We start from the raw sequence: 20,260 nt of genomic DNA on the forward strand, positions 1-20,260 counted from the left end.
AACGCCATGAAGAGCAACCGATGCATTATCGACTATTAATTGCTACCAACGAAGCCACCGCTGTCCTAGTAACGCGCCTATAGAGGTCGGAACTAGCATGCCCAACATGTACCAAGCCCCCCAAAATGGAACCTCCATTTCAGGGCAATGCAGACAATAGGCGATCGTAGCCATCGCACCTGCCAACAGTCCACCACAGGCACCTGCCAGCGTCAGTCGCGTCGGAGCCAACCCGCGTAAGGCCCAGAAAACAGCGATGAATCCTGGAATCGAGAGCAAGGTAATGTTCATTGCGCATACCCGCCAAGTCTTACCCAGAATGATCGCGACGCGCGTATCGGGAGCTGCGGTCACGAGGACATACAGGGTACCGGCCCACACCGCTGCCACCGCTGTACCGATCAAAAATTCTCCGGAGCCCGGAGTTACTCCAGGTCTTGCCAGTCGCGTTACCACGCTCAAAGTGCCGATCATCAGGCACAGCGGAAAGGCGATCTTCGCCCAGAAGATCGGCGTTGCTGCCACAGTGGCTAGGTCTGGACGAACGCCCAATATGATCGTCACCAGCAAAGTGGCAACCACCAGCCCCGCCAGCACCGCGACACTGAAGCGCTTGGTAAGTGCATGCCGGTCGACCGGGGTGACCCCGGAAGCGAGCATGCCAATAAAATCATCAGTTTTCATAATGTACCTCTAATCTTCAGCGCCAGCGCTTTAAGCCCGCGATGTACGCCGATCTTAACGGCTGACTCCGACAACCCTGTCATTTGCGCAGTTTCGGTGACGGACAATCCTTCAAGCTTCACGAGCATGATCGGCAGGCGCTGACGCTCAGGTAATTGCTCAAGCAACTTGCCCAGGTCGCGACTGGCCTGCGCCGGTTCAAGGAGAGGCTCGGCAAACAGTTCCGCCGAGTCGTCCAGGGTGTCGTTGAAGACCTCATGGCGCGACCGTCCTCGGAAAAAGTCTGTGAGCTTGTAGCGGGTGATGGCAAAAACCCACGCCGTCAGTGGCTGATCCACCCGATACGTCTGGCGACCGTTATGCACGGCCAACAACACCTCTTGCAGCAAGTCTTCGACTTCACTGGGTTGCCGCTGAAGCCTAGTTCGCAAAAAGCCGCGTACATGACCACTTAACGTCGATAGAAAGGTGCGATAAGCCCGTTCATCTCCTTCCAAACCTGCAAGAAACAGCGCCTGGAGGTGTCTCTCTCGGCTACGTAACGCGTCGTTATGTGTAGTTCGTTCCATCGTCCGCCCTGGTTACACGAAGGGTGAAAATATTTTTTGTACTTATACGACGCCAGTGCTGATGACGGGCAATGGATGATGCTTGCGCTCAAGGACATAAGGCAACAATCGGTCTCGTTTGCGGCTTATGAAAAGTTTTTGAAAAATATTTTGTGGTGGCTGTAACCGGAAAGGAAAAGTCAGCGAACTACCTTTCGGATCGCAAGCACAGCGCACTCCTGCGCTGATGCATCGACCCGTCCTTATGATCCCGGAGAAACAGCCATGAACAATCTGAAACTTGCCGCCCTCGCCGTTGCCTTTTCTTCCTTCGCTGCCGGCGCCATTGCCGCAGAGACCCCAACCGCAGCCGGTTCCATGGATAAAGCAGGCGCGATGGAAAAATGTTACGGCGTTGCCATGGCTGGTCACAACGATTGCAAAGCCGGCGCCGGCACCACCTGTGCTGGCACTGCCAAAATGGATTACCAACCTAACGCCTGGAAAAACGTTCCAGTCGGTACTTGCACCACTATCAAGACACCAAAAGGCACCGGCACTCTTACAGCAATGTAACGTCAACACCACGGGGCACACGCCAGCCATGAACAAACATTTCCAGATCGGGGCCGGACTCGGCCTCAAACCGAACCACTATGAGGACGCCCTCGAGTGTACCGCCGAGGGTCTCTGGTTCGAAGTTCATCCGGAAAACTACATGGTTGGTGGTGGCCCCCGTTTGGCATGGTTAGAGGCCATTGGCGAGCGACACCCACTATCGTTGCACGGTGTCTCGCTCTCGCTGGCGGCGGACTGTCCGCCGGACGAGGAGCATTTGAAACGCCTGAAAATGCTCGCGGATCGCGTTCAACCTACATTGATTTCCGAGCACCTCGCGTGGTCAGCGTGGCGTGGCCAATACCATCCTGACTTGCTGCCATTTCCCCGCACTGGCGAGGCGTTGCGGCGCATCGCAAGCAATATCCAACGCACGCAAGATGTCCTGGGACGTCGCATTGCGATCGAAAACCCGACCCACTATTTACAACTTGAAGGTCATGAATACAGCGAACTCGACTTTCTGACTGAGCTGAGTCAGCGAACGGGCTGCGGATTACTGCTGGATGTAAATAACGTGCACATCAGCGCCCACAACCTGGAATTCGATGCGGCGGCCTACCTGGACGCCTTCCCGGCGTCGGCGATCATGGAAATCCATCTGGCCGGATACGCCGTGGATCCTGGCAACTCCACGTTATTGATTGATACCCACGACGCCCCTGTAGCCGAGGACGTCTGGACGTTGTATCGACGTCTGATTGAGCGGATCGGCCAGCGTCCGACACTGATTGAACGTGATGACCATATCCCTGGCTTCGACGCTTTACTGGCCGAACGCAACCGAGCACAAAGCGTGCTGAACCTTGGGCAAAACCAACGATTGCAGGTTGCGATATGAAGACGTCGCTCACGAGATTTCAGGATGCATTCGTGGATGCGTTGTATGGCACCGAATCATCCCTCATGGACTCACTTACCACTCAGCCCGGTTTTACGGTGTATCGCAATACGGTACTCAAGGGCTCGACTGATGCGCTACTCGCCAATTTTCCGACTGTAGAGCGCCTGGTGGGTACTGACTGGCTCAGAAGTGCGATCGCGATATACGCACGCCTTTCGCCGCCAACGGATGCCCGGTTGCTGCACTATGGCAGCGACTTCCCCCGCTTTCTCGACGAATTTGAGCATGCTCGCGAAATGCCCTACTTGGGCGGTGTCGCCCGACTGGATTTGCTCTGGACTCAAGTGCATTGCGCCGTTGATGAATCGGGTCTGGAGCTGAACGAATTGTCGCAATTTCCCGAGACGGAACTTGGCAACCTCCAGCTAAAACCACGAGCCTCTGCCCGCTGGATCTGGCTGCCCGATTGTCCGGCCTACACGATATGGCGTGTCAATCGCGAACAACTGGAAATGCCTGAAGAACTCGAATGGCAAGGTGAAGGCGCGCTGCTGACACGTAAAGCCGGTCGCGTGCATTGGCAAGCCGTCAGCGTTGCGGACTGCGCGTTTCTGGATGCGTGCGCAAAGCAGTTGCCACTTGACCTCGCAGCAGACAAGGCCATTGAAGCCGAACCAGACCTGAATCTGGAGAATCTCATTATCTGCCTGGTGAGTGCCGATGCATTCGCTGCGGTGGACTTGGGCCGCCCCTCCTGAAAACTGATTACTGACATCATCAACGGAGCAAGCCATGGACACCCTCCAAACCCGCTCACCCGCCGCTGACCACTCCCTGCGCGGCCTCTGGAATCGCGTCGCGAACCGACTGAGCACACTCATCGGCGATTCGTTTTTGGTGCTGGTGGCGCGCATCGCCATCGCCGCCATTTTCTTCATGTCCGGACGCACCAAAGTCACGGACTTTATGACAATCACACCGAGCACCTATGAACTGTTCCGCACGGAATACGCGTTGCCGTTGATCTCTCCAGAATTGGCAGCACACCTTTCGACGTACAGCGAGCATCTGTTTCCCGTGCTTCTGGTGCTGGGCCTGTTTACCCGTTTATCAGCATTGGCATTGCTGGGCATGACCTTTGTCATCGAGGTGTTTGTCTACCCCGATGCCTGGCCAACTCATCTTTCTTGGGCAGGCCTGCTACTGCTCATCTTCGCGCGCGGGGCAGGATCACTTTCACTCGATCGGCGACTGGGCATCCGATGAAACCTTCACTATGGAGAATGGTTTCAGGAAGCAACCTTGTTGATGGTTCGGCAACCCGTGTACCGCTAAACGCTTCGTTCTCCGTGCGACGCAAATCACGCCAATACAACGCCCGCCTTCCGTAGGGCTGCAACTTCCAGGTAATTCACATGCAGAGCAATGACGTCCGATTTTCCTGCGTAGGCTGCGGCATTTGCTGCAAAGGCAGACTGATACCGTTAACGTTAGCTGAGGCGCAACAATGGTTGACCCGGGGGCATGACGTCGCGGTGATTGTCGAGGCCTTCGACGAATCGAACTGGCCTTGTTCATCAGAGGAATTCGCCCACGCCAGAGGTCGGTCGGTAAGCGTACGTTGCGGTGGATCCCGGATAAACGTCATCGCCGTATTTGCTGGCAAAGCCCTCAAGCAATGTCCCAACCTCAGAACGGATAATCTTTGCGGCATCTACGAAGAACGCCCATTGGTTTGCCGCATTTATCCGATGGAGATCAACCCATTCATTCCGCTACGCCAAGACAACAAGGTGTGCCCGCCGCAAGCATGGGAGAGCAACGACATTCTCTGTACCGATGGACGCGCCAATCCGGCGCTGGAAGCCCTCATCAATCAGTCTCGTCAAGCAGACAAATCCGACGCCTCAAGCAAGGTCGCCATCTGTGCGCAACTAGGATTGAATGTGACGAGTTGGAAAGACAATGCGCTGGCCGTTTATTTTCCGCATCGGACAAAACTGCTAGAGGCTATAGACAGCGCCAAAGGTGATTCAGAGGATTATCCCGACTTTGAGTGGCAAGTGCGGGTCGATGATCCATCACTAGGTGAACGATTGGCCATGGCGAATCTGGCAATGGCTGTCAACGATTCCACCGATTACATCTTCCATACCTTATGAATTGCCTTCACAGACCGACCACACATGTATGTTTCGCTTATCGAACCGTGCTCGCGTCCTGGTTGAATAGCAGCTTGCGTGTTTCCTCGTCGACCACCGGTGCGGTGTTGATTCGTACCGCCAGTGCATAAGCACGCTTTGTCGCAGGTCGATCACCTACTCGCTCAAACCAGTGAGCCAAATGAGGGAAATCGGCAAGGTCTTGCTGCTGCCGCCTGTGAGGCACAATCCATGGGTAGCTCGCCATGTCGGCAATGCTGTAGTCGCCAGCAATGTAGTCACGGCCATCCGCTAAGTGTTTATTCAACACGCCATACAACCGAGCGGTTTCCTTGATGTAGCGCTCCTGCGCATAGGCAATCGGCTCCGGAGCGTATTGGACGAAGTGATGGTTCTGTCCTGCCATTGGGCCCAACCCGCCCATCTGCCAGAACAGCCACTGCAAGGCTTCATTACGGCCTCGCAGATCATCAGGAATGAACTGATGAGTTTTGTCTGCCAGGTACAACAAAATGGCGCCCGACTCAAAGATCGACAACGGTTGACCACCTTCTAGCGGTTCATGATCGACAATGGCAGGAATACGGTTATTGGGTGCGATGTTCAGAATCGACGGACTGAACTGCTCCCCCTTTCCAATGTTCACTGGCACGATGCGATAAGGCTGCCCTGACTCCTCGAGGAACAGAGTGATCTTGTGCCCGTTAGGAGTAGTCCAGTAATACAAGTCGATCATGCCCTGGAACCTCTACTGAGAAATCTGCGGGAACATTGCCTTGCGAGCGTCAGCATCCATCTCTGTCTTGTAACTGTGCTGGGTCTTCAGCGCTTCAGCACGCTGGGCAGCCGGACGCGCATTGATGTCGTCGAGAAGCCGTTTCACGTTTGGAAGTTTTTCCCAAGCCTGTTCACCCAAAATGAACGGTACTGCACGCGCCCAACCCCAGACGGCCATATCCACCAACGTGTACTCACTTCCTAGCATGTAAGGCTGGTTCGCCAGGCGATCGTTGATAATCGACCAGTGACGCCAGGCCTCAAAGGTGTAGCGAGTCACGGCGTAGTCTTTCGGTTCTGGTGCGAAGTGTTTGAAATGCACCGCCTGGCCAGAATACGGGCCAATGCCAGTCGCAACGAACATGAGCCAGGTATACATTTCGCCGCGTATTTTGAGGTTGTCGGCAGGCAGGAACTTCCCGCTCTTTTCGGCCAGATAAAGCAGTATGGCGTTGCTGTCGAACACTACGTTCTCGCCGTCGACCAAAGCCGGCGTCTTGGCATTGGGGTTGATCTTGAGAAACGCCGGATCGTGTTGCTCCCCCTTTCGCGTATCGACAGGGATGAGGTCGTACTCAAGACCCGCTTCCTCCAGGAAAAGAGCGACTTTCGCGGGGTTGGGAGACGGGTGATAGTAGAACTTGATCATGTTGACTCCGTACAGTGGCTTTCAATGAATGTCGCAGAGCGCCAAGGGCGGAAGCCCAAGGCTGTTGAGTGCAATACCAATAGCGTCTGTTACACACGCAGGATCCGGGTTGATCCGTGCCAACACGCGAATCCCAAGCAATACGCTGAGCAAGTGATGAGCGCCCTGCTTTGCATCGATCCCTGTGGCGACTGCGCGTTGCAAGCTGAAGGCATGTAGGCGGCTTTCAAAAAAACTGCGGATGGTCTCAAGTTCTTCTGACACTGCCTGACGCAAGTCTGCGTCCTCTGCATTCGTTTCGAGGGCAGAGTTCACCAACAGGCATCCACGATTCAGCGGATCGTTCAGCGTGCGATACAGCACTTCTGCAAAGAAACCGGTAATGGCCAATCCTGGATCTGGCAACTCCTCGAGGCGCCGAATTCGCTCACGCACGCCACATTCCAGATAATGCTCAAGGGCGTGACGATAAAGACTGCGCTTGTCGCCAAAAGCGTTGTAAAGGCTTGGCTGGTTAAGGCCTGTGCACCTGACAAGGTCTCTGGTTGAAGTGCCCTCGTATCCCTGAGTCCAAAATGCCTCGACTATGGAGGTTAGAACCTTTGATTCATCGAATGTACGAGGCCGGGCCATTGACTGGGGTGCTCTGCATATTTGTCGTAGACGGTAACACAGGTTTTGTATCGATCGACACAAAATAAAATTAGCACCTGACCACACGACTCACCTTCCGGGCGGGCGTTCCAATGGCGCTAGCATTGGGATTGGGATTGGGGAAGCGCATTCTCTCCAGCTACGCTTGTAATGTCTGAAGCGCGTAACCACTGGAGGTTTACTATGCCCACGGTAAAAACTGCACTCGTCCTCGCGGGTGGCGGTAGCCTGGGAGCTGTTCAGGTTGGCATGTTGCAAGCACTGGTCGAGGCGCAGGTTTCATTCGACCTAGTGGTGGGTGCGTCGGTCGGTGCCATCAACGGTGCGTACTTCGCCGCCAAACCGAACGCGCAGGGAGTGGCGGAACTAGCGAACTTCTGGCGAGGCTTGCGCAAGGACGATGTGTTCCCATTCTCGGTACTCGACACGCTCACGGCGATACTGCAGCGACGCGGGCATCTGCTGCGCGCGTCAGCATTACAACGCCTGGCGCGCCGATCGCTGCCGGTCGAGCTGATCGAAGACACTGAGTTGCCACTGCATATCGTCACCACCAATCTGCTCAGCGGTGCCGAAGAACTGCTGTCCAGCGGGAATGCCGAACAGGCGTTGCTCGCCAGTGCTGCAATTCCGCTGGTGTTTCCGACCGTGCGAATCGGCGAGAAGTTCTTGATCGACGGCGGTGTAGCCAGCAATACGCCGATTGCCAGTGCGGTTGCGCTGGGGGCAACGCGCGTCGTGGTGGTGCCCACCGGATTCGGTTGTGCTTGCCCGAAGCCACCGCTCGGGCTCGTGGCGCTAGCCCTGCACACACTGAATCTGATGAGCATGCGCCAACTGGTTCGAGACATTGAATTGTACGCCTCGCGGGCCTCTATCCATGTCGTTGCTCCATTGTGCCCTCTAAATGCATCAGTGTTCGATTTCAGCCAAACCGATCAATTGCTACAACGTGCCTATCAATCGACCCAGACGTGGATCGAAGAAGGCGGGCTGATTCGTACAGGGGTGCCGGATTCTCTACAGGCTCACACCCATCACGTTGATTAGGTAAATAGCCCTCCCCACCTAAACATATTTGCACTGCTGGCTGCTGCCAACTGCATTCATCCCGCTGGGTTTTACGAAATCAGTGACCATTCAATGTGCGGTTTTAAATAGCGGTAGCGCCCCGATAAAACAGGCGGAAACTTCCGGATATATAACACCCGAGCAGTACAGGAGAATGAACTATACCTTCTGGTATAATTCAGAACTCAACTTTAATACTTCATAGGCGCCTCTTCATGCCGACATTTTCACGCCGCCAGATTATCGCATCGATGACGGCAGCCAGTGCTGCATTCGCCATCCAGGCACCTGCGTTGGCCATTACAGCCCCTTCACCCACCGCTGCAAACGACATCGAGATACAACTGCAAAAACTTGAGCGCGAGCATGGAGGAAGGCTGGGCGTCGCACTGATGAACTGCTCCACAGGGGCCATCGCTAGCCATAGAGGCAATGAGCGATTCCTTTTCAATAGCACTAGCAAGCTATTCATCGCAGCGGCAGTGCTAGCAAGGGTCGACAGCGGTGAAGAGACCTTTGATCACCGCCTCGTAGTCAGTGAGTCAGACCTTGGTGGGTGGACACCCATCACCGAGAAACAACTCGGCGAGCCAGGCATAACAGTCGCAGAGCTATGTCAGGCAGCCGTAGCGTGGAGCGACAATGCAGCCGCCAACGTTTTGATTCGAAGCGTTGGTGGCCCGGAAGCAGTCACCGCATATTTGCGCTCTATTAGTGACGATACCACCAGGTTGGATCGTTACGAGCCAGACCTCAATGAACATGATCATGAGGGTGATGAACGGGACACCACCACACCACTAGCCATGATGAAGACTTTACAGCTACTGCTGCTCGGGGAAGTGCTTTTGCCCTCTTCTCGGCATCAGCTAGCGGCATGGATGATAGAGGGCAAGACTGGGGGTGCTCGACTGCGGGCCGGTATGCCAGCATCCTGGTTGGTCGGAGAGAAAACCGGTACTAATGGAGTGGGCAATGCCAATGATATTGGTGTCGCCTGGCCTGCTGATCGGGGCGCCGTGATCGCAATTGCCTATACGTTTATGCCAAATGCATCGAAAGAGCAACGTGACAAAGCTATAGCATTGATCGGAAAGTTAGCTTCCAACGTATGAGCCGAAACGGGGAGCGTAGTAAAAATATCTTTACTACGCTCCCATTAACGACGCTAGCAGTATGATGAAGCAACGTCTCGACGATATATGGTATTCGCAGCAGCTAAAAAGACAGGAAAGAGTTAGTGATCTGAGCGTGTTGAATCGACTCGTCACTTTAAAAATAGACGATGGCCGAAGTCAGCCAGAAACACATGGCTACTTCAGACCATCCTTTGCAGCAGTAGAGACTTTTACTTGGACGATATTGCTGATGAACATACCCTAGCTCTACCAGCTATCTTCGCTCTGTAGAGTTGCTTGTCCGCCGCCTCTATCAAAGCGCTGATAGTAAGATCGCCAGTGGGAGTCACCGTTGCGACGCCAAGAGAAACCGTGACCACACTATCCACATCTGAAGCAGAATGCTCGATACCTAAAGCTCGTATGCGCTCTTGCATTCGCTCTGCAATTTCTACCGCGCCAGCAAGGTTTGTATTGGGCAACACGCAGGCAAACTCTTCGCCGCCGTACCGAGCTACTAGGTCATAGGGGCGCCTAACCGTTAGGGATAACTCTTGGGCAACAGATTTCAAGCAGCCATCTCCCGCCTGATGCCCGTATTGGTCGTTGTAGCGTTTGAAAAAATCGACATCCACTAAAACGAGCGATAGCGGCTTTCGCTCTCTATAGCACTGGCGCCAATCCGCCAAAATATCCTCATCGAATTTGCGTCGGTTGGCCACTCCGGTAAGGCCGTCCATCAACGCCATTGAACGCAGCAGATCGTTCTGTAGTTTCAAGGTCAGATGTGTTCTTACCCGAGCTCTGACAATGGTGGGATTGATGGGCTTGCTGATGAAGTCCACCGCGCCAAGCTCCAGACCGGACACTTCATCTGACTCCTGCTGCTGCGCGGTAATGAAGATGATTGGAATGCCCTGGGTCGCAGGGTCAGCCTTGAGTCGACGACATACTTCATGCCCGTCAATGCCCTCCATGACCACATCCAGCAAAATCAGGTCGGGTAGTTGTAGCTGGCATACGCCGATCGCCTGTTCACCACTGGTGGCCATGAACACATCACAGTCCTCACGAAATAGCTCATGGAGTACCCGGATATTTGTCGGTTGGTCGTCGACAATTAGGAGTTTTGGACGGCTATGGGGATGCGGCAACCAAGCTTCCATCGATTGTTCCATCAGGCAGATCTCAAAAGTTCACGACCAATCGGCATCGCAGCCGAAAAGTCTAGCGACTGAACCATGGCAACAAGTTCGTCAAACTGTGGCCGCAGGGATTGAGGAGTTTTTGACGCCAGTGCGTCTGCCAGCTCTATGGCTTGTAGGTTGCCAGCTTCCAGCAATAATAAGATCTCCTCCATGCACTCTCTCCAATGCGCAGGCGCCATTGAATCCTCGCCTGTACTGATGTTTTCACGTGGACTCTGGCCAAATTCGAGATTCATCTGCTCAAGACTTTGTTGCAGTAACACACTTAATTGATCAATCCATGTTGAGTCAGCAAAGGTGCTAGCGACAGATTCTGCACCACCGTGATTTAGTGCGTGCTCCAAGTTGCCGGCCAGCAGCGACAGTGAGCTTGCCCCCATGGTACCGCTGCTGCCTTTAATGGAATGGAGCACGAATGCGGCCCCCGGGGCATCTTGGCGCTGGATCTGATCTCGCAACCGAATTAGCTGTTTTTCCGATTCAGGGCCAAAGTTCCGCAGCACATTGCGGATCAAATCAAGATCACCGCCAAATCGATCAATGATCGATGCACGAGATTCGATCACGCCTTCGGCTGTATTGCCTTGCCTCAAAATTGGAGAGGTTTGGTTTTCCTCACGGCCCGTTTGAAAAAGTAACGTTGCGACGAGTTGCTCCAAATTTATGGGCTTGCCGACATGCGCATTCATCCCCGCCGCCAGGCAGGCCTCACGGTCTGTATTGGAAGCATTTGCGGTCATCGCCACAATCGGCAACGCTGCAAAGCGCGAATTCGATCGAATGCGACGGGTCGCCTCAAAACCATCAATATCCGGCATCTGGATATCCATTAGCACGGCGTCGAAGGGCACACTTTCAGTCACTACCCTACTCACACCTTCAAGCCCACCTTCAGCCAGCATCACCTCAGCGCCCTCGCCTGCCAGTAACTCATCGGCAACCTGCCGATTGAGCATATTGTCTTCCACTACCAATAGCCGCAGCCCGGCAAGACGGCGCGGCCTGTCAACGGCAGATCTAGATGGAGATGATTGCAAAAGACCTTTGCCATCGAATGCTTGCAGAACAGCATCGGCTAACTGTTTAGGAGTAACAGGCTTGGTAAGAAATCCCACGAAGGGAGCGTCTCCCATTTGATGGGCATCGGCCAGAACTTCGCGGCCGTAAGCGGTGATCATAATGACCTTTGGCGGTGGCATGCCTTTGCCTTGCTGCTGGATCAATTGCGCAGCGCTCAGCCCATCCATATCGGACATCCGCCAGTCCATCAGCACCACGTCGTAGGCTTCGCCTCGCGCCCGGGCTTTTTTTACCGACTCAACCGCTAGTGTGCCATCACTCACGTGATCGGCCTTCCATCCCATTGCGTGAACGGTTCTCAGCAGCAACTCACCTGCCATGGCGTTGTCGTCAACGATCAATATCCGCATAGATACATCGACTTTTGGACAGACCGACCTCAGCAGCGAAGTCTTAGCTACATCCAAGGTTATATCGAACCAGAAGCGACTACCGGCGCCCTGTTTGCTCTCCACCTGAAGCTCCCCGCCCATCAAGGTGACCAGCCGCTTGCAGATCACCAAGCCCAAACCTGTGCCGCCAAAACGGCGAGTGGTCGACGCCTCGGCCTGAGTGAAACCTTCAAAAATTCGCTGAAGTTGTTCAGGACTGATGCCAATGCCTGTATCAGAAACGGCAATGCGCACGCTCACAGTGCTTTCTGTGCGCAACAGTTGCTCGACGCTGACCACTATCTGGCCTTCCATGGTGAACTTGAGAGCATTACCCGCTAGGTTTATCAGCACCTGTTGCAGCCGCAGGCTATCGCCTTTCAGGTCGTTGGGTAAATTAGAGTCCAGGTCGAACATGACCTCGACCTCTTTTTGACCCTGGTTGCCTGCCAACACAACGGCTAGGTCACGCATGAGTGGTTCGAGCTCAAACGGGTGCACATCGAGTTGCAGCTTGCCGGCCTCAATCTTGGAGTAATCGAGGATGTCATTGAGCAAGCCCAGCAGCGATTTCGCAGCGGTCTGCGCTTTGGTCACATAATCGAGCTGACGGCCATTCAGGTCAGTATTTTGCACCAACTGCAACATACCCAACACAGCGTTCATCGGCGTGCGTATTTCATGGCTCATGTTGGCCAGGAAGGCAGACTTGGCGGCACTCGCTGCATCGGCCTGCTCCTTGGCATAAAGCAGGCGAGACTCCAGCTCGCGTTGGATAGTTATGTCACGATTGATACCGGTCACACGCAATACGACACCACCGTTATCGCGTTCAATTTGTGCACCTGCATGGATATAGCGGATCTGGCCATCAAGCCGAACAACACGAAAAATCGAATTGTATACATCCAGCCCCTTGACTGCGGCACTCAACTGCCCAGCCGCTTCCACAACATCGTCTGGATGGACGCGAGAGTACCAATGCTCATAACTCAGACCAGTTTTGCGTAATAGCAGGGGCAGATCGTAAAACTCGAACATACGGTCATTCCACTGCAAGGAATTGTCCGCTAACGTCCAAGACCAGATGCCGAGCTCGGCCACTTCAGCGGCCATCAACAAATGATCACGCGCCGCCATAAGTTCGCTGTGTTGTTTCTGTGTTCTCTCCAAACTCGCAGACAGCTCCTTTTCGGCGGCTTTACGTTCGGTGATGTCTAGCGCGATACCCAGGTAGCCGCTCAACTCGCCATCCTCATCACGCATGGCCGTGACCACCAGAGTGATTGGGAGCTGCGAGCCTTCCTTACGTATGTACGTCCATTCCCGTGTTTCTGCACCTTCAAGTTCCGGTTTATAGACGAGCACATGGAAACCCTCGATTGCCTGAGCGTACTCCTCGGTCAGCTCAGCGCCACGAGCAGCGACTTCCTCCGGTAAATGGAATAGCGCAGGGGTATGTTTACCCAGTAACTCATCGGCGTCATAGCCCAACAAATGCTCGGCGCCTTTGTTGAACACACGGATTACACCCTCAAGGTCTGTCGCGATGATCGAGACCTCAGTAGCCGAGCGCAGCACAGTGCCCAACAACAGATTGAGATGCCGCAACTCGGAAGTCCGTTGCGCTACCTGTTCCTCGAGATTGGAATTGAGTTCGAGAATTCGGGCCTCTGCTGCTTTTTTAGCAGAGACATCCCTTATCGTTTTGGAGGCTCCAACGACGCGACCACCCTCGCCATAAATGGGTGAGATGCTGGCGGAGACATCAATCAGCTGGCTATCCTTTCGACGGCGTTGAGTATCAAAGCTGGTGATTCGCTCTCCCGTCTTGATGCGTTCAAGGATGAGAACCTCCTCAGCAACAAACTCCTCAGGAACAATCAGGCTTACCAGCGTCTGGCCTACTGCCTCCTCGGCGGTATAGCCAAAAAGGTGCTCGGCACCCTTGTTCCAATTGGTGACGATACCATCAAGCGTTTTTCCGATAATGCCATCGGCCGAGCTTTCGACGATGGCGGCCAGACTTGCCTGCTCGGCCAATATCTGACGCCTACGTTGGCGACTGACACCCACTACACCAACCAGAGCAGCCAGTAGAAGGGTGACTAAACCACCAAGAATGAGCAGTGCTTTCGGCGAAACCTGATGCAAACGTTGGATGAACAGCGGATTTGCGCCGAGTTCTATTTGCCACCGCCTCCCATATACCTCCCGCTCCAGCTGATGGGTCATCAGCGATTCATGGCTAGTAGAGTCGTCGGTACTTTCATAAAAGAGCACCTCTTGTCCTGGGACTGTGATATCTCTCATTCGCAGATGCACAGTCTCATTTTCAATACGCAGACCTTTGAGTACCTCCTCCATTTGCAACGCGGCATAGCTCCAGCCAAATGCTGCAGCATCGCGTTCGGTGGCGGTGACCGGGGTCACTCCTCCCCGGTAAATCGGCATCAGAACCAGAAAAGACTGCTGTGGTTTACCCACCGCCTGTATCAGCGTGATGGGGCCGGTGATCTGCGCTTTACCGCTTTGCATAGCGTATTCGGCGGCTTCGCGACGAGAAGTCTCTGAGGCAATATCCAGGCCGATTGCAGCTTGGTTACTTTCAACAGGCGCGACATACTGGATGACATAGCGCTCGCCTGAATCGGGTGATATTTGGCGAATGGAGAAATCTGCTTTCCCATCGGCGCGGGCTTGTTTGAGAAAAACGCTTTCGTCGCGCTCCGCCACCCGCCTGACAAAGCCCATCGCCCGTGCGCCAGGGAACTCAGATGCAAGATCACGCGTTTGGATATATCGGTCGAAAACCTCGCGACTTATGCCATGTTCACCCGCTGTCAGCACAGCACCACGAGCACCTCTCAATCCGTATTGGTAAAGATTGAGACGCGTTAAGACCAACTCTGCTGCATCCTCGGTGGTTACTGCGAGAGCTTCTGTAGCCCGCTGTTCGTTGATGCGCTCCAGGATCCAGCTTCCTAGGATGCTTGCTCCGCCCCCCACTACCAGAGTGATAGCTACTCCCCAGCCCCATGCAAAAAATTTATATTTTTTTCTCACCTGCATAATCCCGTTGCAGAAGGCATTCGCCTTAATTATTAAATTTCGAACCCTGGCGGGGGGCCTGAAGCTTAGTTCGCTGGACTTGCCCCTACAAAACCGGACACCAACTCCCCGTTAAATTGATGCTGCTGCCAAGCGCCTGAATTCCCACGGTGAGCGATAGTTCAAGACGCTGTGCGGATGCTGCTCGTTGTAATGTTCGAAGGCAATTGCCAAGTCACGCAGCGCCGTTTCTCGATCCTGCTTGGGCATGTGCGCCACGTAGTCACGTTTGATCGTCTTCACGAAGTTCTTGGCCATGCCGTTGCTCTGCGGGCTGCGAACGGGCGTAGTCAACGCCTGGTCACCTCCAATAGTCCTTTCATCGCTGGCGTTTGGGCTTGCCCCCCCCCGACGGACGGCTGTCGTAAACCAAACCCCGAGAGTCCGGGTTTCGGCCCTGGCGGGCCTCCATCCTCAAGCCACTGGCCCGTCGTGGGCCGGCGCGCTCCGCTTACCATTCTGGTTGCCAGCTCAATGTCATGGGCTTTGACCCCCTACACTATAAGGGAAAGATGCTAGGCGAGTGGATCGTCGATGTGGCCCAACAAACGGGCGAACCTTGGTAATCGATAGGCCATAGAAAATTTACGCAAAATTTACGGGTCTCAAAGATTGAGCATCCGATACTGCGCGGCGCTAATTTGGCAGGATTTTTCTATGTCCCTCGCAGCAATGCGGCTTATCGGCTTCATCCTGGGTATTTTTTTGATCACGTTGGCCGTAAGCATGGCCATCCCAATGATCACGCTGGTGGCTTATGAGCGCAGCGATGATCTGTCGGCCTTTCTCTGGTCGAGCCTTATTACCTTTATCTGCGGCCTCATGCTGATCATGCGAGGGCGCCCGGATACCGCGCAGCTTCGCCCCAGAGATATGTATCTACTGACGACGGCCAGTTGGGTGGTGGTTTGTACGTTCGCGGCGTTGCCGATGGTGTTCATCAGTCAAATAAGTTACACCGACGCTTTTTTTGAGACGATGTCCGGCATCACAACCACGGGTTCAACTGTCCTGAGTGGTTTGGATACCGCTTCACCGGGATTATTGATTTGGCGCTCGATGCTGCATTGGCTGGGTGGTATCGGCTTCATCGGCATGGCTGTGGCGATCCTTCCATTGTTGCGAGTGGGTGGCATGCGTCTTTTCCAGACAGAGTCCTCAGACTGGTCGGAGAAAGTTACACCTCGCTCCCATGTGGCCGCTAAGTACATCCTCTTTCTCTATCTGGGACTTACTGGAATCGGGGCTCTGGCACTCTGGATAGCGGGAATGACGCCTTTTGAGGCGGTCAATCACGCAATGTCGTTGATCTCTACTGGGGGATTCTCAACGTCGGACGCGTCACTTGGCCACTGGACACAGCCGGCGATTCACTGGGTAGCGGTGGTCATCATGATTCTGGGGAGCCTGCCCTTTACCTTGTACGTCGCGACGCTGCGAGGTAATCGGCGTGCGCTGATCAAGGATCACCAGGTACGCGGATTCGTGGGTTTTTTAGTCGTCACCTGGCTGGCGGTTGGTACGTGGCTGTGTTTCAACAGTGACTACGTATGGTGGGAGGCGTTTCGTATCGTGGCGGTCAACGTGACCTCGGTCGTCACAACCACAGGAGTTGCTGTAGGCGATTACACCTTGTGGGGCAGCTTCGCGGTCTTGCTTTTTTTCTATCTGACCTTTGTCGGTGGGTGTTCAGGCTCGACGGCTGGAGGCCTTAAAATTTTCCGCTTCCAGGTTGCTGGTGCTCTGTTAGTGAGTAGCCTGAAGCAGTTGATCCACCCTCGTGCAGTGATTAGCAAAAAGTACAACGGCCATCCAGTTGATGAAGAGGTCTTACGCTCGCTTTTGACCTTTTCATTCTTCTTCACTATCACCATTGCGGTGATCGCTCTAGGACTTGCCCTGATCGGACTAGATTGGACGACAGCGTTGAGCGGAGCCGCTACTGCGGTGTGCAACGTAGGGCCAGGCTTGGGCACAATCATCGGGCCTGCTGGCAACTTCTCATCATTACCTGACGCAGCAAAATGGTTGCTTACCATCGGTATGCTGCTGGGACGTTTGGAGATACTCACCGTGCTGGTACTCATCACACCGGTTTATTGGAGGTATTAGTCCTCTCAATAGATAGGTGAATACCATAGGAGCAAAAAGAGCCTGTCGTTAACGGCGCTCCCAAAGCTGTTTGGAACGACCTGCTATTTGGTTAGTCTTGCGGTCAATATGGCGACTTCAATGGGAGCTCCTCGGGTGATCAAACCGATAATGCTGGCTTCGCCTCCATGCGCTGGCGCACCAGGGTAACGCTATGGATTGCAGCTACCATTGTCGGGCTGCTGGTGGTGGCTTTTGCAAGGCTGGCGGACATAGCTCTGGTGCAGTTTGCTCAACAGACCGCTGAGCGAGCGTGGCTTCCTCTTATTTACACCCCACTGATCGGCATACTCGTAGTCTGGTTGACAACGCGCTTTTTCGTGGGAGCCCAAGGCAGCGGAATTCCTCAGGTAATCGCAGCAACACGACTTGCGCGTCAAGGTAAGCCCATTAACAGACTGGTTTTACTGCGCATTGCTTTCGCCAAGATAAGCCTCGGAACTCTGGCGCTGACGGGCGGCTTTTCGGCGGGGCGTGAAGGCCCCTCAGTTCAGGTTGCGGCATCCATCATGCACTTCTTTCACCGCTTCCTGCCCAATGCGCGAATCGTACGCAGCGAGGATCTTATTCTGGCGGGAGGTGCAGCGGGTATTGCGGCAGCATTCAATACGCCCCTGGCAGGTATCGCACTCGCGGTAGAAGAGCTTGGACGAAAGCTGGAAACCCGTACCAGCGGTGTTCTTCTTAGCACCATCATTCTGTCTGGGATGGTTGCCATTGCCTTGCAGGGAAACTACAACTATTTCGGTCATTTCGGCATCCAAGACGTCAACCTCAACATAGTCGTCCCGGCATTAGTCATAGCGATTGGATGTGGGCTATTGGGTGGGTTATTCAGCCGAATGTTGTTATGGCCACAGCGTCACCCACATTTCATCATCTGGCATTGGCGACGCATGCACCCGGTGTGGTTTGCCGGCATCTATGGATTGCTCGTCGCAATATTGGGTTGGCTGAGTGGCGGAATGTCGTTCGGTAGTGGGTACGGAATTACCTCCCAAGTCATCGCATCCGATGTAGTCCTGCCATGGCACGCCCCCATTACTCGCTTTCTAGCGACCGTAGTGACCTACTTCTCTGATGTTCCAGGAGGTATTTTCGCCCCTTCGCTCGCTGTAGGGGCCGCAGTCGGCGCCAATACCGCAGAGCTGTTCCATCTGGCCGCGCAGCCCACAATTGCACTCTGCATGGTTGGTTTTCTGGCTGCCGTTACTCAGTCGCGAATCACCTCCGCCATCATTGTGATGGAGATAATTGATAGCCACAGTATGGTGATCAGTCTCATGGCGGTAGCCTTGATCGCCAAGGCTGTCAGTTCAAGAATGGGCCCTGAGCTGTATGAGCAATTAGCGCGAGGCTTTCTCGAAAACGCAGAGCCTTCCACCACGCCAAAGAATCCAACTGGATAGGCCTTACCGTGTCATCGCTCTAGCCAGTAATTTCAGTTGATCCTTCTCATGCTGCAGCGTTAACGTGGTGTCGGTACGAGTGATCAGAAGAGCCACGTGCCTGTCGCATGCATCCTTGAAGATCGCAGGGTTTATTTCAGCGAGACTGATGAGGGCTTTTAACAGGCGCAGATTTACTTCCAGCAAAGCTGCACCGTCCCTGCTGATCGGGGCAAAAAAATCATCGAACAGATCATCAACCGTCAATCCTCTGAGAAAGACCTGTTTACAACCTTGGTTTGTTTGCGAGCCAGAAACGTAAGGCTTGCTCCAGCAAGTTAAAGTCCTCACTCCCCGGCCAATGACATCGATGGCTGTCCCTGGGTCGTTCACCGCAGGCGACAAGGCGCGAGAAGCGATTTCCGAGAGCACACAAAGTCCGAAGCGGGGATCATTTTCAAAGGTTCGACGGACGCCGAAGGTCAGGGTCGCTAAAACCTTCTCTCTTGCATTATCGGTATCACAGGCCCTCGTGTTGGCCAAGCTCACAATGTGGAGCAGTGGCATTCCCTCGTGCACAAATGTCCCCGGAAGCACCTCCAGATAAACTTGTATTTGATCGTCCTGCACGATAACTCCAAGTGCGCTCACATCAATATGTTGCACATAGCCTGTTAGCTCACTTTTGACGGTGATTACGCCAGGAGATAGCGACAGATCGGTCGGGTAAGCTGAACCGCCTAAATAGGGCCACTGAACTCGTTGAGTGATTGCCTCTATAGCAGCCTTCTCGACTCGGTCGATGGTTTCTCCCACCCTTCCGAGTTTGGACAGGTGATCGATCCAACGCAGGAGGGTGTAAACGATCAGGATGACCACAATAATCGTCACTGCGAACAGCAATACTCGACCTTGCGCGCCATAGGCGCCCGTGCTCAACGCGATGATTCCTACTAGGCTAAAGAGGAACGAGCCTATAAACGTGGCAAGGGCATTTTGGGTCGTGGTGTCTTCCATAACCAGGGTCGTGGCACGCGGTGTCACTCCGCTGCTCGCGGCTCCATAAGCGGTGACCATCGTACTTAACGAGAAAGTTGTGACGGCCAGCATGCTGGAGGCAATGATCCCCAGAATCTTGTCTACAGCATCCGCGCCGATGCGCGCTGGCAATGACTCCGGGATGAAATCCTTGAATACAACGGCGAACAGTGCCGTAGTTACCCCTAGAAGGGAGAATAGGGAGGCTCTGAACCAAAGCCGTTTGGTGAGTTGATTCGTTACCCAACGCCAACGAGCGATCATGTGCAATCCTTCAGTGACTACGTCAATTGAGTACCGGGCGGCGCAGAAGTTTATTCGTAATGTCGATGGTAGTTTGCGCCTTGGCTATCAACTACGTCTTCTGGGTTAGGAACGGCGTTGTGGCTGCATGAAAGACCCTCTTAAAAGGCTAGAAATGGTGTCCACTTAAAATGAGGTGGACACCATCGCCTTTGGCGTCGGGGCCAGGAAGGTGTGTTGGCTGGCCGGTTACTCTGCATTAGTCTAAAGAGCTCTACGATAATTTTTTTAGAGGCGGATATTCATGGGGCTCGCAAAAACGAACCAAGATTTACGCCGTGACCTGAAGAGTGCAGCCATGGCGCTCGAAGACGCCGCTCATGAAATGTTCAGAATGGCTAAACAGTACGGTGATGCTGATCTACTCGCAGCCATGAAGAAAATAGAACAACTACACATAGAGGCCGATAGGCTGACGGGGTACGCGGATGAAGTGAGGGATGGCAGGATTCTGCGAGTGGTAGATCGTACCTGAACTCTTAAGC

The 20,260-nt window shown here is 54.1% G+C and carries 18 protein-coding genes and 2 pseudogenes; 10 read left to right on the top strand and 10 right to left on the bottom strand.

Annotated elements, in window-relative coordinates:
* Window positions 1-42 precede the first annotated feature (42 nt).
* Together BI292_RS23745 and BI292_RS23750 are read right to left on the bottom strand one after the other, a co-directional pair.
* A complete protein-coding gene (locus BI292_RS23745) occupies window positions 43-684 on the bottom strand; it encodes a DUF1109 domain-containing protein (protein WP_101209385.1) in 642 nt (213 codons plus the stop codon).
* On the bottom strand, window positions 681-1,253 hold the full coding sequence (locus tag BI292_RS23750; protein ID WP_101209386.1) for a sigma-70 family RNA polymerase sigma factor: 573 nt from the start codon (window positions 1,251-1,253) through the stop codon (window positions 681-683). The genes BI292_RS23745 and BI292_RS23750 overlap by 4 nt, the downstream gene beginning before the upstream one ends.
* 264 nt (window positions 1,254-1,517) lie before the next feature.
* On the opposite strand from BI292_RS23750, the gene BI292_RS23755 reads away from it, so the two are divergent.
* The 5 genes from BI292_RS23755 to BI292_RS23775 all read left to right on the top strand — a co-directional run bounded on the left by BI292_RS23755 (window position 1,518) and on the right by BI292_RS23775 (window position 4,856).
* Complete coding sequence (locus tag BI292_RS23755) at window positions 1,518-1,808, top strand: DUF2282 domain-containing protein (RefSeq protein ID WP_101209387.1); 291 nt, start codon at window positions 1,518-1,520, stop codon at window positions 1,806-1,808.
* A gap of 28 nt (window positions 1,809-1,836) precedes the next feature.
* A complete protein-coding gene (locus BI292_RS23760; protein ID WP_101209388.1) occupies window positions 1,837-2,691 on the top strand; it encodes a DUF692 domain-containing protein in 855 nt (284 codons plus the stop codon).
* Window positions 2,688-3,452, top strand: a complete 765-nt coding sequence (locus BI292_RS23765; protein ID WP_101209389.1) for a DNA-binding domain-containing protein — start codon at window positions 2,688-2,690, stop codon at window positions 3,450-3,452. The genes BI292_RS23760 and BI292_RS23765 overlap by 4 nt, the downstream gene beginning before the upstream one ends.
* A 34-nt stretch (window positions 3,453-3,486) precedes the next feature.
* Window positions 3,487-3,960 (top strand): DoxX family protein, encoded by a 474-nt coding sequence (locus BI292_RS23770; RefSeq protein ID WP_101209390.1) that lies wholly within the window; start codon window positions 3,487-3,489, stop codon window positions 3,958-3,960.
* A 149-nt stretch (window positions 3,961-4,109) separates the two neighbouring features.
* Window positions 4,110-4,856 carry a YkgJ family cysteine cluster protein gene (locus BI292_RS23775; RefSeq protein WP_101209391.1) on the top strand — a complete coding sequence of 249 codons (747 nt, stop codon included), beginning with the start codon at window positions 4,110-4,112 and terminating at the stop codon, window positions 4,854-4,856.
* 37 nt (window positions 4,857-4,893) lie between these two features.
* Here the strand turns inward: BI292_RS23775 and BI292_RS23780 are convergent, their stop codons facing one another.
* From BI292_RS23780 to BI292_RS29275, 4 genes and pseudogenes are all read right to left on the bottom strand, one after another.
* A complete protein-coding gene (locus BI292_RS23780) occupies window positions 4,894-5,592 on the bottom strand; it encodes a glutathione binding-like protein (protein WP_101209392.1) in 699 nt (232 codons plus the stop codon).
* A gap of 12 nt (window positions 5,593-5,604) precedes the next feature.
* On the bottom strand, window positions 5,605-6,282 hold the full coding sequence (locus BI292_RS23785; protein WP_101209393.1) for a glutathione S-transferase family protein: 678 nt from the start codon (window positions 6,280-6,282) through the stop codon (window positions 5,605-5,607).
* 21 nt (window positions 6,283-6,303) lie between these two features.
* Window positions 6,304-6,717, bottom strand: coding sequence for a TetR family transcriptional regulator C-terminal domain-containing protein (locus BI292_RS23790; RefSeq protein WP_256592738.1), 414 nt, complete (start codon window positions 6,715-6,717; stop codon window positions 6,304-6,306).
* A gap of 42 nt (window positions 6,718-6,759) precedes the next feature.
* Window positions 6,760-6,915 (bottom strand): annotated as a pseudogene (locus BI292_RS29275) (TetR/AcrR family transcriptional regulator); the annotation flags it as partial.
* A 204-nt stretch (window positions 6,916-7,119) separates the two neighbouring features.
* On the opposite strand from BI292_RS29275, the gene BI292_RS23795 reads away from it, so the two are divergent.
* Together BI292_RS23795 and bla are read left to right on the top strand one after the other, a co-directional pair.
* Window positions 7,120-7,986, top strand: a complete 867-nt coding sequence (locus tag BI292_RS23795; RefSeq protein ID WP_101209395.1) for a patatin-like phospholipase family protein — start codon at window positions 7,120-7,122, stop codon at window positions 7,984-7,986.
* A 236-nt stretch (window positions 7,987-8,222) separates the two neighbouring features.
* Window positions 8,223-9,122 carry a class A beta-lactamase gene (bla, locus tag BI292_RS23800; protein WP_101209396.1) on the top strand — a complete coding sequence of 300 codons (900 nt, stop codon included), beginning with the start codon at window positions 8,223-8,225 and terminating at the stop codon, window positions 9,120-9,122.
* A 233-nt stretch (window positions 9,123-9,355) separates the two neighbouring features.
* Here bla and BI292_RS23805 read toward each other — a convergent pair whose 3' ends face one another.
* From BI292_RS23805 to BI292_RS23815, 3 genes and pseudogenes are all read right to left on the bottom strand, one after another.
* On the bottom strand, window positions 9,356-10,303 hold the full coding sequence (locus tag BI292_RS23805) for a diguanylate cyclase (RefSeq protein WP_101209397.1): 948 nt from the start codon (window positions 10,301-10,303) through the stop codon (window positions 9,356-9,358).
* The gene (locus tag BI292_RS23810) at window positions 10,303-14,856 is read right to left on the bottom strand and encodes a CHASE domain-containing protein (RefSeq protein WP_101209398.1); all 4,554 of its coding nucleotides are present in this window, start codon (window positions 14,854-14,856) and stop codon (window positions 10,303-10,305) included. Before BI292_RS23810 ends, BI292_RS23805 begins: the two co-directional genes overlap by 1 nt.
* Before the next feature lie 111 nt (window positions 14,857-14,967).
* Window positions 14,968-15,201, bottom strand: a pseudogene (locus BI292_RS23815) (integrase core domain-containing protein); the annotation flags it as partial.
* A 351-nt stretch (window positions 15,202-15,552) separates the two neighbouring features.
* On the opposite strand from BI292_RS23815, the gene BI292_RS23820 reads away from it, so the two are divergent.
* On the top strand, window positions 15,553-17,007 hold the full coding sequence (locus tag BI292_RS23820) for a TrkH family potassium uptake protein (protein ID WP_101209399.1): 1,455 nt from the start codon (window positions 15,553-15,555) through the stop codon (window positions 17,005-17,007).
* A 167-nt stretch (window positions 17,008-17,174) separates the two neighbouring features.
* Window positions 17,175-18,455: a chloride channel protein gene (locus BI292_RS23825; protein WP_101209400.1), complete on the top strand. Its 1,281-nt coding sequence runs from the start codon at window positions 17,175-17,177 to the stop codon at window positions 18,453-18,455.
* A 3-nt stretch (window positions 18,456-18,458) separates the two neighbouring features.
* Here the strand turns inward: BI292_RS23825 and BI292_RS23830 are convergent, their stop codons facing one another.
* On the bottom strand, window positions 18,459-19,736 hold the full coding sequence (locus BI292_RS23830; RefSeq protein WP_101209401.1) for a DUF2254 domain-containing protein: 1,278 nt from the start codon (window positions 19,734-19,736) through the stop codon (window positions 18,459-18,461).
* 337 nt (window positions 19,737-20,073) lie between these two features.
* On the opposite strand from BI292_RS23830, the gene BI292_RS23835 reads away from it, so the two are divergent.
* Entirely contained in the window at window positions 20,074-20,250 is a 177-nt protein-coding gene (locus BI292_RS23835) for a hypothetical protein (protein WP_371918751.1), read from the top strand.
* The last annotated feature ends 10 nt before the right edge of the window (window positions 20,251-20,260 follow it).

This window comes from Pseudomonas sp. 43NM1, from assembly GCF_002836905.1.
Taxonomy (GTDB): Bacteria; Pseudomonadota; Gammaproteobacteria; order Pseudomonadales; family Pseudomonadaceae; genus Aquipseudomonas; species Aquipseudomonas prosekii.